Source organism: Eudoraea adriatica DSM 19308, assembly GCF_000382125.1.
Lineage (GTDB): Bacteria > Bacteroidota > Bacteroidia > Flavobacteriales > Flavobacteriaceae > Eudoraea > Eudoraea adriatica.
In genome coordinates, this window is the sequence record NZ_KB907548.1 from 294,918 (window position 1) to 307,776 (window position 12,859).

The following is a 12,859-nucleotide window of genomic DNA, read 5'->3' on the forward strand; positions in this document are numbered from 1 at the left end:
AGAAAGTACAGATTTTTGCTTATTTTCAGCGGAAAATTATATGTTATGAAGATTATCAAAAGTATTTTATTTGCCTTTGTTTTTTATCCGGTACTGGTATTTAACATCCAGGCTCAGGAAACAAAAGAAGACCTTTACCAGGGGTTGAAATTTCGAAGTATTGGCCCTGCCTTTACATCGGGCCGGGTAGCGGATATTGCTATTCATCCCGATAATGAAAATGTATGGTATATTGCTATTGGATCTGGCGGGGTATGGAAAACCGTAAATTCGGGGACAACATGGACACCAATTTTTGATAAGGAAACAACCTATTCAATTGGCTGCGTGACTATCGATCCAAATGCGCCAAGTACTATTTGGGTAGGATCGGGTGAAAATGTAGGAGGTCGTCATGTAGGTTTTGGCGATGGAATATATGTTAGTAAAGACGACGGCAAGACCTGGAAAAATATGGGTCTTAAGAAATCTGAACACATTTCGAAAATCGTAATTCATCCCGAAAATTCAGATATCCTGTGGGTTGTAGCACAAGGGCCACTTTGGAGCAAAGGCGGTGAGCGAGGTGTATACAAGTCAGTTGATGGAGGTGCAAGCTGGAATAAAACTTTGGGAAATCAAGAGTGGACAGGCGCTACAGACCTGTTGATTGATCCAACAAATCCCGATGTGCTTTATGCCGCTACATGGGACAGGCACAGGACTGTTGCTGCCTATATGGGTGGCGGCCCGGGCTCGGGAATACATAAAAGTACAGATGGTGGCGAAACCTGGGACAAGCTAAGCACCGGAATTCCAAAAGTAAATTTGGGAAAAATTGGACTTGCCATGAACCCGTTTAATCCTAAGATGATCTATGCTGCCATTGAATTGGAGCGCCTTACCGGTGGGATCTTTGTTTCTACTAATGGCGGTCAGTCCTGGAGCAAGGAATCGAATACTGTTTCCGGGGGTACAGGACCACATTACTATCAGGAACTATATGCTTCTCCCCATGAAGAAGGCAGGCTTTATCTGATGAATAATTATGTAAAAATTTCTGAAGATCATGGAAAAACCTTCGTGAATATGAACGAAGAAGGGAAGCATGTCGACAGTCATGCTATGGCTTTTAAAGCTTCTGATCCTAATTATGTTCTCTTTGGTACGGATGGCGGTTTGTATGAAAGTTTCGACCATACCAAAACATGGAAATTTATAGCTAACCTTCCCGTGACGCAATATTACAAGGTGGCTGTAGATGATAGTGAGCCATTTTATAATATCTATGGCGGAACCCAGGACAATGGGTCACACGGTGGTCCTTCCAGAACCAGAAATGAAGCAGGAATTCTTAATTCGGACTGGTGGATTACATTGGGTGCTGATGGTCACCAGTCCGCTACTGAACCGGGGAATCCTGATATTACCTATGGGGAGTTTCAGCAGGGCGTCTTATGGCGCATAGACCAGACTACCGGGGAGACGGTGTTTATTCAGCCTCAGCCTGCTGCAGGTGAACCTGCGGAACGTTTTAACTGGGATGCTCCTATTCTGGTAAGTCCACACAAACCCACCAGAATTTACTTTGCTTCCCAACGTGTCTGGAAATCAGAGAACAGGGGAGATGAATGGCGGGCCATTTCTAAGGACCTTACGCGGAACCAGGAACGTTTGGCTTTGCCTATAATGGGTGGCCAGCAAAGCTGGGATAATGCCTGGGATGTAAATGCGATGTCTAATTACAACACTATCACTTCACTGGCTGAATCTCCGAAACAGGAAGGCTTGCTTTATGCCGGGACGGATGACGGAATCATACAGGTTTCTGAAGATGGAGGTGCAAATTGGCGAAAAGTGGAATTAAGCGCTATTAAGGGGTTGCCGTCCACACCATTTGTAAACGATGTACGCGCAGACCTTTTTGACGCTAATATTGTATATGCGGCTCTGGATAATCATAAATACGGGGATTATAAACCTTATTTATTGAAAAGCACAGATAAAGGCCGGACCTGGAGTTTAATGAATGGAAACCTCCCGAAACAACTTCTTACCTGGCGCTTGGTACAGGATCACATTGAGAAAGACCTGCTTTTTGCTGCCACAGAAAATGGGGTCTATTTTACAGCGAATGGGGGAGGTAGCTGGCACCAGTTAAAAGGAGGTTTACCCACAATTGCAATGCGCGATATTACAATTCAAAGAAGAGAGAACGATTTGGTAGCAGCTTCTTTTGGGAGAGGTTTTTATATTCTTGATGATATTACCCCATTACGCGAATTTAACGCTGCCGTAAGGAATGCGGAAGCGACACTTTTTGATGTTAAACCGGCCTATTGGTATGTACCCAAATCTGCGCGCTACGCCCAGGGTAGCAATGAGTACGCAGCTAAAAACCCTGAATTCGGAGCAATTTTTACATACTACCTGAAGGATTCACTCACCTCGTTAAAGTATGCGCGCAAATTAGCAGAAAAAGGAAAAGCTTCTGTACCATTTCCCGGTTGGGAAGCTCTGGAAGCTGAGAAAGTGCAGCAACAGCCCAAGTTCTTGCTTACAGTTAAAGACAGCAAGGGGCAAGTAGTTAAAATGGTTGAAGGGACCAATAAAAAAGGATTCAACCGTGTAAACTGGGCCCTGGACGTTGCAGATAGAGGTGGCGAAGATCTTAAGCCGGCAAAAGAAATGGATAATTATTATAGTAGTAGCGTTATGGTTACTCCAGGAGACTATTCGGTTACATTATCCAAGCTCGTAGATGGCCAGTTAGCACAAGTGGGAGGTCCTAAGAGTTTTAAAGTAGTGCCTCTGACTGAAGGTGCATTAAAGGGTGCTTCTTATGAAGAAATAGACGCCTTCAGAGAAGCGTATGAGGTATTTCAACAAGATTTAAAGGCCACTAATACCGTTTTAAAAGAAAGTGCCTTAAAAGTAGCGGCTATGCAGCGCGCTTTGCAGAAAGCGACATCCCCTTCTGCTGATCTTGCTCAAAAATTACATGCAGCCCGAACCTTGCTTCAGGAGATGGATTCCAAAGTAAATGGAAATCCTGCCAGGAATGAAATAGGGGAAAGGAATGAACCAAGACCTAATTCAGGGGATTCCATTGGTCGTCGTGCTCTGACAAGCAGTACCTATGGGCCAACGGCAAATCACAAAGCAGCTTTTGGTGCTGCCCGGACTTTGTTGATGGATATAAAATTGGAGCTCAAGGGGTTTGTGGAATCACAATTGCCATCGCTTGAAGCTGCGGTGAAAGATGCAGGGGCACCATGGATTGAAGGACAGGGATTAATTCAGAATTAGAATTATTAATCTTTAAATATATACCCGGGAATTTTTGCAATTCCCGGTTTTTTTTGATCTGGTTAAGGTCAGGAACTCCCTATTCGGATTATTTTGTTAATCCAAGTGATAGATGAAAACTCTTTGGTTTCTAAAACGGGCTCTGAGTACCCTTTTTTGAAAGGAAGAAAAATGCCAAAACCACAAAAGACAGAATCCCACAGACCAAAAACCCAATAAACATGGGAAGCACGCTGTTTATAACAAAATGCCCGATATATGTACTTATTGCAACTCCCATGATAGTTGCAATAAATCCGGTAATGGCGGCACCTATACCTGCTATATGCCCAATCGGTTCCATAGCAAGAGCGCGCAGGTTGCCAAAAAGAAAACCTACCGCAAAAAATTGCAGGGCAAAGAAGGTAAGCAGGATTCCAAATGAGGGATTTCCGGAACCGGCAAACAAAACTATGTAAAGTAAAGAGGTTACTACATAAGCCGCCATGGAAATAGTCACCAAACGTAACATCCCATAGCGCAATACCAATGTGCCATTAAGTAGGGTAGCAGTCCCTATGGTAATAGCCAGGGCAGCAAAAATATACGGAAAGGATTCTTTTAAGGCATATTGTTCCTGAAAAATCTGTTGTGCGGTACTTAGATAGACCAAAAATGATCCGGTAATAAAGCCCCAGATTAAAGTAAATAGCATGGTTTGCTTGTAATTAAACAATTCCTTGTAACCACTAATAAAGACACTGCCACGAAAGGAAGTTCTTTTACGGGGGATAAGTGTTTCCGGTTGTCTCCTCCAGAACCAGATCGCGACCAGTATCCCAAATACTACCTGGATATGAAATATGGCTTCCCAGCCGTAGAAATCAAGAATCCATTTTCCTAAGGTTGGTGCAATTATTGGGACAAGGATAAAAATTACCGTAACAAAAGACATAACACGGGCCATATAGTCCCCATTATATTTATCACGGATCATAGCAATGCTTATTGTTCTTGGTGCTGATAGGGAAACGCCCTGCAGGATCCGGCCTGTTATCATCAATTCCAGACTTTGGGAATATACACATAGCAGACTCGCAAAAATAAAAAGTCCGAAGCCCATGTATACAACGGGTTTTCGACCTATACTATCAGATACAGGACCAAACAATAGTGGCCCGGTACCCAGACCTAAAAAGAAAAGTGTGATCAGCAATTGGTTATGGGCAGGGTTAGTGGCACCGACTGCATCCCCAATTATATCCAGAGCAGGTAATAAAGCATCTAAAGCCAGGGCAGCAATAGACATGAGGGCTGCCATAAGGCCTACAAATTCTAGCTGGGATTGCACTTTTTTTACCATCCGGCAAAAGTACATTAATCCACAGAAAGAAACTTAGCTATTATGAAGGATCTGATGAAGAAATTTAGAATAACTCAAAAACATAGCCCAGCAACCAATAGAGAACTATAAATACAAAAATGGTTCCGAAGCAGCCACATTTTCCGCCCCCTATTTTATTTGCGCCAATGGCCGCAAGTATTGCTCTGACCAGGTTTTTCATAAGGATTAATAATTATCTTTCAGAAGATACGAAAAAACGTATTTACAATTCAAGATGTTTCAACACTTCGTAAACAATAAATGCCGGCCACAAAAGGGCTTTGATAAATCCTATTACACCGGTCCAAAAGCTTGTGGCCATTTGAATATAATATACGGCAGCACCCAAAAGACCTAGCCCATATACCGCATTTGAAGCCTGGTTGGTGTTTGTAATGTTTTTCGTGGACATATTTACCATTTTAGATTGCAAAATTCCGTTGCATAATTTCGGTCACCTATGATATAGGTCATGTACATCCCTAAAATACAAAAATGACGGGTGAAAGAAGAAGAAATCTGAATATGTTGTACATTTAGAAAGCAATAAGTTACAACAGGATGAAGATTAGAATTTTAGGAAATTCAGTGCGTTTCAGGCTTACCCGTTCAGAAGTAAACTCCCTTTGCAATAAAGGTTACATAGAAAATAAAACGAATTTTGATACCAATGTTTTTACATACGCGGTCAGATTAGTATCTGATTCAGAAAAACTAAACGCAAAATTCATGGACAATACCATTACTCTAAATCTTCCTAAGGCCCTGGGAGCGAATTGGCATAAAACAGAGCAAGTAGGATTTAGCGAAACTATTAGTTTTATGAACAATGGGAGCTTATCCCTCTTATTAGAAAAAGATTTTACCTGTCTGGATGAGCGCGCTGAGGATCAATCAGACAATTACCCTAATCCTAAAGCATTACTTTAAGTAAATGACTAAAAAAATCTATAAAAGAAATGTTTGTGTTAGGGGGCCGGATAGGTTTTCTGAAATCAAAATAACCAATCCTAAACCTTATGCCGCAGGAAAAGAAGGGATTGCCGCAGCCATGAAGCACAGCTTTAAAGAAATGGGTGTTTTTAGAGCTATGTCTACTTTATTGCATATGAATCAGAAGGATGGTTTTGATTGTCCGAGTTGTGCATGGCCAGATCCCGAAAAACCTTCCAGAATAGGGGAGTATTGTGAAAACGGTGCTAAGGCCTTGGCAGATGAGGCTACTACCTCCCACATAGGATCAGAATTCTTTGCAGAATATTCGGTGGAAGAATTGTCTCTGAGAAATGATTATGAACTAAATGCATTGGGCAGGTTGGCCGAGCCATTGGTTTTACGGAAAGGCAATATTCATTATGAGGCTATTGCATGGGAAGAGGCCTTTAGTCTTATTGCGGATGAACTGCACAGTCTACAAAGTCCTGACCAGGCTATATTCTATACTTCCGGGCGCTCAAGTAATGAAGCTGCGTTCTTGTATGGTTTGTTTGCAAGAGCTTTCGGGACAAATAATTTACCTGATTGTTCCAACATGTGCCACGAATCGAGTGGGGTAGCACTTTCAGAAACTCTTGGAATAGGTAAAGGGTCTGTAAAGCTTGAAGATTTATATGGGGCAGAAGTGATCATTGTAGCAGGGCAAAACCCCGGAACCAATCATCCCCGGATGCTATCAGCCTTGGAGAAATGCAAGGAAAACGGCGGTTGCATTATTAGTATCAATCCCCTCGAGGAATCCGGACTGATAAATTTTAAAAATCCCCAGCGCTTAAAGGGCTTGTTGGGTTCGGGAGAACAGATAACAGACCTTCACCTCCAGGTAAAGATAAATCAGGATATCCCATTGATTAAGTTAATCCTAAAAAAACTGGCTGTATTGGACAAGCTGGAGGGTAATATCTTTGACGCAGACTTTATTGAGAAATATACAGTAGGAGCAGAGGCTTTATTAAAGGATTTGGATTGCTATTCTGAAAAAGAACTTCTTGCGCTAAGCGGTGTTCCTGTTGAAAAAGTGGATGCAGCTGTAAATTTATTGGCGGGGAAACAGAAAATAATAGTTTGCTGGGCCATGGGGTTAACCCAGCATAAGAATGGCGTAGAAACCATAAGGGAATATGTAAATCTGTTATTGCTAAAGGGTGCTATAGGCAGACCTTATAGTGGCACATGTCCGGTTAGGGGTCATAGTAACGTGCAGGGAGACAGGAGTGTGGGTATCATGCATTATATCGACAAGGGATTTAATAAGCGAATTGAAACCCATTTGGGATTTACACCACCTGCTGAGGCGGGCTTAGATGTAGTAGGAGCTATGCGGGCCATGCATGATGGTGAAGCAAAAATATTTATGGCCCTTGGAGGAAATTTTTTAATGGCAGCATCAGATACGGATTATACGGCAGAAGCTTTGCAACGCTGCGAACTTACGGTACAGGTTAGCACGAAGCTTAACCGAAGTCATCTTGTAACTGGCAAAACAGCTTTGATTTTACCTAACTATGGTCGTTCTGAGAAGGAAGCCGGGGGGACTAATTGCTTTGTCACTGTAGAAAATAGCATGGGACGGGTTCGCGCATCAAAAGGAGTGCTGAAACCGGTATCTGAGAACCTGAAGAGTGAGCCGGAACTGATTGCAACTCTCGCTGATACATATTTTAAAGGTGCGCATCCTGTGAATTGGAAGCTTTTGGGAGGCGATTACAGCAAGATCAGGGAAATGATAGATAAGGTCGCCAAAGGCTTCGAAAATACCGAATCAAGAGCTAATGGCGTCGGCTACTATCTGCCTAATAACGTCAGGGAACGAGATTTCAGCAAGTTACCGGGCGGCAAAGCCAGAATAACAATAAATAAGCTGCCGGAACATAGACTTGAGTCCGATGAATTTATGTTAATGACGATACGGTCTCACGATCAGTTTAATACAACTATCTATGGAATGGACGATAGATACCGTGGGGTATATAATGAACGGAGAATTGTGTTTATGAATCCGGACGATATGGCAGAAAATAATTTTGAAAAATTGGAGGTAGTGAATCTGAGCAGTAGGTACGATGCCAGGACCAGAACTGCCTATAATTTTATGGTTTTGCCTTATAAAATTCCAAAAGGTAATTTGGCAGCCTATTTTCCGGAGACAAATGCCCTGGTGCCTTATAATCAATTTGCCGATAGAAGTCGTACTCCAATTAGTAAATCTATCAAAGTGCGGGTGTGTAAACGGCAATCGTCATAAAAGACTAATAGAGGTACCTAAATTATTGGTCGTTACTATTCGCTGTTGATCGAATAAAACGTTTATAAGTCAAACCCCTATGGTTTGTTAAGGAAAATGGCTTAAATTGGGTTTGCATACGAGACACTTAAAATGAAAAAAGATCTATTGCTTTTATTTTGCATCGGCCTAAGTGCCATTTGCTCATCTAATGTTTTAGCCCAGCAAGGAACTCAATCAGGGACTATAATAAATTCAGAAGAGGAAGAAGGCCCAAAACTATTTAAATTTGAACCAGATTATCAGGCTGCCGAGGAGGTACAACGTAAAGAAATACTTTTGAAAAGGGGTTTAATAGATTCTATGGATATCTCAGAAGGTAAGCGTCAAAAACTTGTACGGGATCTCTACAGGAATAAGGATTCCAAACGCCTGACCAAAATTCTGCTGGCAAATAATAAGTTTGAGGAATTAGAGGACTAACTTATATGAAAAGAGATTCCTTTTACGCTCTGGTTTTAATATTTATATTACTATTTTCTTGTAGCGAAAAAGCTAAAAAAGAAATAAGGAAGGTTCATTATATTGATTCCCCTGCTGCAATTAATACTTCATTACCCAGTTTGTTTTCCTCCGATGAAAAAACTCTCTTGTCCTGGGTAGAAATGAGGAATGATACTTTGGCAATTCTATTCTATACGGAACTCGAAAATGGAAAATGGCAGGCCCCAAGGGAAACCCTGAGAGGTGAGGACTGGTTTGTGAATTGGGCCGATTTCCCAATGATCACAGAAAATAATGGACATTTATTGTCTCATGTACTGAAGAAAACTTCTCCGGACACTTATTCCTATGATATTAGGTTAAATATACGCCCCAGGGATTCCACGAATTGGATAACAGATTTACCCTTACATACTGATGCAACGCCAACGGAACACGGATTTGTAACGGCCTTGCCTTATGAAGAAGACACCTTTTTTATAAGCTGGCTGGATGGTAGGAACACTCTGGAAAAGGAAGACGGTTCCAGGGGTGCAATGACACTTCGGGCTGCAGAGGTTTCTTATAATGGGGAAGTATCTAATGAATTTGTCCTGGATTCCAGAACCTGCGATTGCTGCCAAACTACTGCTGCGCTTACTTCTAATGGACCTATAGTGATTTACAGGGACCGTACGGAAAATGAAATAAGGGACATTAGTATTGTAAGGAATGTAGCCGGAAATTGGACTTCTCCAAAAACGATATATCCGGATAAATGGAACATAAAGGGCTGCCCTGTTAATGGTCCCAAGGCCGCAAGTTCAGGAAATAACCTGGCAGTAGCCTGGTTTACCGCTGCTAATGACCAACCTAAGGTAAACCTTGTATTTTCAAACGATGGTGGGGTCAGTTTTGATAATCCAATCAGGATAGATGATGCCACTGCAATAGGCAGGGTAGATGTATTATTACTCGGGAAAGGGACTGCAATAGTAAGCTGGATGCAAATTGAAAATAAAGCTGCGGTGCTGAAGGCGGTAAAAGCAGATAGTAGCGGAAGCAAGGGAGAACCGGTTATAATAGCCAGGCTGGAAGGATCTCGTGGTACCGGTTTCCCTCAAATGGAATTGGTTGGGGATAAGGTTTATTTTGCATGGACAGATATATCCGAAGGAGGAAGCAGTGTAAAAACGGCCTATGTTAATGCAGACAAGTTCCAATAACTTATGGTAAATCAATAGTATAGAATCGTACTCAAAGTTAAAGACCCACATCATTTATCTTTTTCTTATGGATTTAAAGAAGGCCATTTATTTTATGCTGCTGAGCACTCTGGCCTTCACATTTATGAACGGCCTTCTGAAATTACTCACTGCATACAGTGCTTATCAGATGGTTTTTTTCAGATCGCTGGGATCACTTTTCTTTACTTTTGGATTTTTGTTGAATAAGCGCATTCCGATTTTAGGAACACACCGTAAACTATTGGTATTAAGAGGTTTAGTTGGTTCTACTTCAATGGTTTTATTTTTTATGGCCTTGCATTATATGCCGTTGGGTTCTGCGGTAGGGTTACGATATATAGCACCAATATTTGCAGCAATTTTTGCCATTTTGCTGCTCAGGGAAAAGGTGAAACCTGTGCAATGGCTATTTTTTGTCATCTCTTTTTCAGGAGTTTTGGTTTTAAAGGGACTGGACCGGAATATCCCATTAATGGGTTTGGCATTGGTACTTATAGCTTCTGTTTTTAGTGGGCTTGTATATATCATAATTCGCAAAATAGGCAGCAGGGAACATCCGGTAGTTATAGTAAATTATTTTATGTGTATTGCTACAATCATTGGTGGGGTGGGAGCCATTTTTAATTGGAAAACTCCTGTTGGAATAGATTGGCTCTTATTATCCAGCCTTGGTGTATTTGGTTATTTTGGGCAGTTGTTTATGACCAAAGCATTTCAAATGGGGGAGACAAATGCAATAGCACCTTTAAAATACCTTGAGGTATTTTTTGCGGTTATCGTTGGAGTTATATTTTTAGGAGAGGCATATGTAATCTGGAGTTTTGTTGGCCTGGCAATGATAATAGGCGGTTTATTGCTCAACATTTGGTTTAAACAGCGACTACTAAAGAAATAGAGTTTACGATGGGAGGGAGGGAGTGAAAAAAATTTTATAAATATATTAAAAAAATGGATCTGAATTTATTATCTTATTGATAATTAATACATTATAATTATTTAATAATGATAAAGGGGTTTGTAGTATTAGGGTTAATGGTGGTTATATGGAGCTGCGGAAGTACCCAGAAAACGGGAAATTCGGCAATACAAAACAGGGTATTGGAGCAAATGGTGAAACAAAAATCCTTTCAAATTGTTTCTGAATGGGCACAGCCCATGAATACAAATGCAATGAATAGAATTGCCGGAAGTGGATTGCTGTTACCGGGAAATTCTGGCAGTAATATTAGTCTGATTGCCAATCCGAATTATCTGAAGATGAAGGGCGATTCCGTCACTGCTTATTTGCCTTATTTTGGGGAACGCCAATTATCCGGAGGATATGGTGTTGCAAATGCTGTTGAATTTAAAGGTCTTCCTGATAAACTAAAAATAGCGTGGAATTCTAAGAAAGAAACCTACACAATAGGCTTTACGATTAAAGAAAAATCAGAGGTATTTCAGGTAAGCGTAACCTTATTTAACAGTCTGACCAGCCATATAACAATTAACAGTTCGCAGCGTAATTTTATCCGCTATATAGGCAAAGTCTCAGAACTGCCCAAAGAGGAAGTTGACCTTCAGTGATTGTAAACTTGAAAACAAAAAAAATCCCGACTTATATTCAAGACGGGATGTATTTAGTCTTTAAACCGGAAATGCCTAATTTGCGTTGATACCAATATCTGCTATAGCTACAACCACATCGGGGTTAGCACTGCTTTCCTGTTTGCTTACATGCCCATCCAGATTTAAGAGCTTATCAAAATCAATTGGTGTACCGTCATCTAACTGGGTTACCACAGTAGTACTCACCGCACGGGTACAGGGCTCCAGGGTAATGGCAATAGGGCCACCTTCTGCAGCTGTATTAAAACGGATATTTGCAGGGTGTTCGTCAGTGTTTGTATTGGTTAATTCAATGAGAATGGTAGTGTTGTCATTGCTATCCCGGGTAAATGACGCGGTACCGGTAATACCCGAAGCATTCACAGAACTTAATTGGTAATCGATTTGATCAACAATTATTTCATTTACACCAGTGGGTTCTATATTATCACTTTTATCGCAACTAACTAACAGTGCCAGAGCGATGAATATTATAGGTTATTTTCTTACATAAATTTACGAAACAAACGAATATTTTTGAAATAAAAAGCATTTAATTCGTCGAGATAATCTAATATCTCGCTTTTTGGGCTTTTCAAATTTGTAACAGCCAATAAAGTTGGATTTTGTCTTTATCTGTTTGCAAGCAACGGAAAGTACCTTTTTGAATAAAGGAAAATATATAAAATTATAAACCCCGACTTTTGATTAAGCCAAGGTTTGATTATTTTTTCAGCTAAACAAAAGCTTAGTTTGCGTTGAGACCAATATCCACCACCGAAACAACGGCTGGGTTTGAAGGAGAATCCTGGATGCTAACATGACCATCCAGATTTAAGAGTTTGTCAAAATCAATAGGCGTACCGTCATCTAATTGGGTTACTACAGTAGTGCTTACAGCGCAGGTACAAGGTTCCAAGGTTATAGCAATAGGACCGCCTTCAGCAGCGCTATTAAAGCGCACGTAAGCGGGATGTTCCTCTGTATTGGTATTTTCAAGCTGAATCAGTATGGTCGTATTATCATTGCTATCTCTTGTAAGCGTAGCTATTCCCGTAATACCTGAACCATTTACGGAAATCAAATTATATGCTAATTCATCTACTATAATTTCATTTACTCCTGTGGGTTCTATGTTATCGTCTTTTCCGCAACTTGAAAGAATCGTTAAAGCGATAAACAACAAATAATAAGGGGCCTTTCTCATTTTCATTTTTTATATGGTTATTTTCTATTACGAATTTATATAAAGAAATTGCTCAACATATTAGAATTAAATAATTTTTCGGTAAAAGGTGCTTTTATACGGTTAAAGATGCTATTTGTATAATTGGAGTCCCGGATTTTTACATTATAAAAATAAATTTATTCCGAAAAGGAAACTATACCAAGATAATACTGTAGGAAGGGTATTTAAAAATACTATTTTACATAATATAAATTATAGTACAAATATACTTGTAGCGTAAAACGGCACATACCTTGTATTTGATATAATTTTAGCAATAGCGACACGCCGGTGTTCTATATCGTCAACAATTATATCAAAGTCGTTTTACTGGAAAGTTTGCTCATATTGGTAAACTATAATTCTGGCGAATTACCAATAGTGACCATTAAAGTAACAATTAAGGAAAATAAAAAACGCCTTACCAATGCGATAAGACGTTT

12 protein-coding genes are annotated in these 12,859 nt (G+C 40.4%); 7 read left to right on the top strand and 5 right to left on the bottom strand.

The features are described from left to right. Positions 1–45 precede the first annotated feature (45 nt). Positions 46–3,288 carry a WD40/YVTN/BNR-like repeat-containing protein gene (locus tag G504_RS0108340; RefSeq protein WP_019669708.1) on the top strand — a complete coding sequence of 1,081 codons (3,243 nt, stop codon included), beginning with the start codon at positions 46–48 and terminating at the stop codon, positions 3,286–3,288. A 130-nt stretch (positions 3,289–3,418) separates the two neighbouring features. Here G504_RS0108340 and G504_RS0108345 read toward each other — a convergent pair whose 3' ends face one another. From G504_RS0108345 to G504_RS0108355, 3 genes are all read right to left on the bottom strand, one after another. Beyond that, positions 3,419–4,630, bottom strand: a complete 1,212-nt coding sequence (locus tag G504_RS0108345; protein WP_019669709.1) for a multidrug effflux MFS transporter — start codon at positions 4,628–4,630, stop codon at positions 3,419–3,421. Positions 4,631–4,694: 64 nt separating this feature from the next. Next, positions 4,695–4,832 (bottom strand): hypothetical protein, encoded by a 138-nt coding sequence (locus G504_RS19780; protein WP_019669710.1) that lies wholly within the window; start codon positions 4,830–4,832, stop codon positions 4,695–4,697. Positions 4,833–4,874: 42 nt separating this feature from the next. Continuing rightward, entirely contained in the window at positions 4,875–5,063 is a 189-nt protein-coding gene (locus tag G504_RS0108355; protein WP_019669711.1) for a hypothetical protein, read from the bottom strand. Positions 5,064–5,212: 149 nt separating this feature from the next. Between G504_RS0108355 and G504_RS0108360 the strand changes: the two genes are divergently transcribed. The 6 genes from G504_RS0108360 (at position 5,213) to G504_RS0108385 (ending at position 11,167) form a co-directional block, all read left to right on the top strand. Continuing rightward, the gene (locus G504_RS0108360) at positions 5,213–5,581 is read left to right on the top strand and encodes a DUF7009 family protein (protein WP_019669712.1); all 369 of its coding nucleotides are present in this window, start codon (positions 5,213–5,215) and stop codon (positions 5,579–5,581) included. 4 nt (positions 5,582–5,585) lie between these two features. After that, complete coding sequence (locus G504_RS0108365) at positions 5,586–7,892, top strand: FdhF/YdeP family oxidoreductase (RefSeq protein ID WP_019669713.1); 2,307 nt, start codon at positions 5,586–5,588, stop codon at positions 7,890–7,892. A gap of 132 nt (positions 7,893–8,024) precedes the next feature. Next, positions 8,025–8,354: a hypothetical protein gene (locus G504_RS0108370; protein WP_019669714.1), complete on the top strand. Its 330-nt coding sequence runs from the start codon at positions 8,025–8,027 to the stop codon at positions 8,352–8,354. A 5-nt stretch (positions 8,355–8,359) separates the two neighbouring features. Continuing rightward, the gene (locus G504_RS0108375) at positions 8,360–9,580 is read left to right on the top strand and encodes a hypothetical protein (RefSeq protein ID WP_019669715.1); all 1,221 of its coding nucleotides are present in this window, start codon (positions 8,360–8,362) and stop codon (positions 9,578–9,580) included. 67 nt (positions 9,581–9,647) lie between these two features. Beyond that, on the top strand, positions 9,648–10,496 hold the full coding sequence (locus G504_RS0108380) for a DMT family transporter (RefSeq protein ID WP_019669716.1): 849 nt from the start codon (positions 9,648–9,650) through the stop codon (positions 10,494–10,496). A gap of 107 nt (positions 10,497–10,603) precedes the next feature. Then, positions 10,604–11,167, top strand: coding sequence for a DUF4251 domain-containing protein (locus G504_RS0108385; protein ID WP_019669717.1), 564 nt, complete (start codon positions 10,604–10,606; stop codon positions 11,165–11,167). 75 nt (positions 11,168–11,242) lie between these two features. Here the strand turns inward: G504_RS0108385 and G504_RS18405 are convergent, their stop codons facing one another. Together G504_RS18405 and G504_RS0108395 are read right to left on the bottom strand one after the other, a co-directional pair. Continuing rightward, entirely contained in the window at positions 11,243–11,572 is a 330-nt protein-coding gene (locus G504_RS18405) for a hypothetical protein (protein WP_026348468.1), read from the bottom strand. 364 nt (positions 11,573–11,936) lie between these two features. Beyond that, the gene (locus G504_RS0108395; RefSeq protein WP_026348469.1) at positions 11,937–12,401 is read right to left on the bottom strand and encodes a hypothetical protein; all 465 of its coding nucleotides are present in this window, start codon (positions 12,399–12,401) and stop codon (positions 11,937–11,939) included. Between the last annotated feature and the right edge of the window lie 458 nt (positions 12,402–12,859).

Coding starts and splice junctions, on each gene's coding strand:
- G504_RS0108345 (WP_019669709.1), bottom strand. CDS start 4,630: ATGGTAAAAAAAGTGCAATCCCAGCTAGAATTTGTAGGCCTTATGGCA.
- G504_RS0108355 (WP_019669711.1), bottom strand. CDS start 5,063: ATGTCCACGAAAAACATTACAAACACCAACCAGGCTTCAAATGCGGTA.
- G504_RS0108360 (WP_019669712.1), top strand. CDS start 5,213: ATGAAGATTAGAATTTTAGGAAATTCAGTGCGTTTCAGGCTTACCCGT.
- G504_RS0108375 (WP_019669715.1), top strand. CDS start 8,360: ATGAAAAGAGATTCCTTTTACGCTCTGGTTTTAATATTTATATTACTA.
- G504_RS0108395 (WP_026348469.1), bottom strand. CDS start 12,401: ATGAAAATGAGAAAGGCCCCTTATTATTTGTTGTTTATCGCTTTAACG.
- G504_RS0108365 (WP_019669713.1), top strand. CDS start 5,586: ATGACTAAAAAAATCTATAAAAGAAATGTTTGTGTTAGGGGGCCGGAT.
- G504_RS19780 (WP_019669710.1), bottom strand. CDS start 4,832: ATGAAAAACCTGGTCAGAGCAATACTTGCGGCCATTGGCGCAAATAAA.
- G504_RS0108340 (WP_019669708.1), top strand. CDS start 46: ATGAAGATTATCAAAAGTATTTTATTTGCCTTTGTTTTTTATCCGGTA.
- G504_RS0108370 (WP_019669714.1), top strand. CDS start 8,025: ATGAAAAAAGATCTATTGCTTTTATTTTGCATCGGCCTAAGTGCCATT.
- G504_RS0108385 (WP_019669717.1), top strand. CDS start 10,604: ATGATAAAGGGGTTTGTAGTATTAGGGTTAATGGTGGTTATATGGAGC.
- G504_RS0108380 (WP_019669716.1), top strand. CDS start 9,648: ATGGATTTAAAGAAGGCCATTTATTTTATGCTGCTGAGCACTCTGGCC.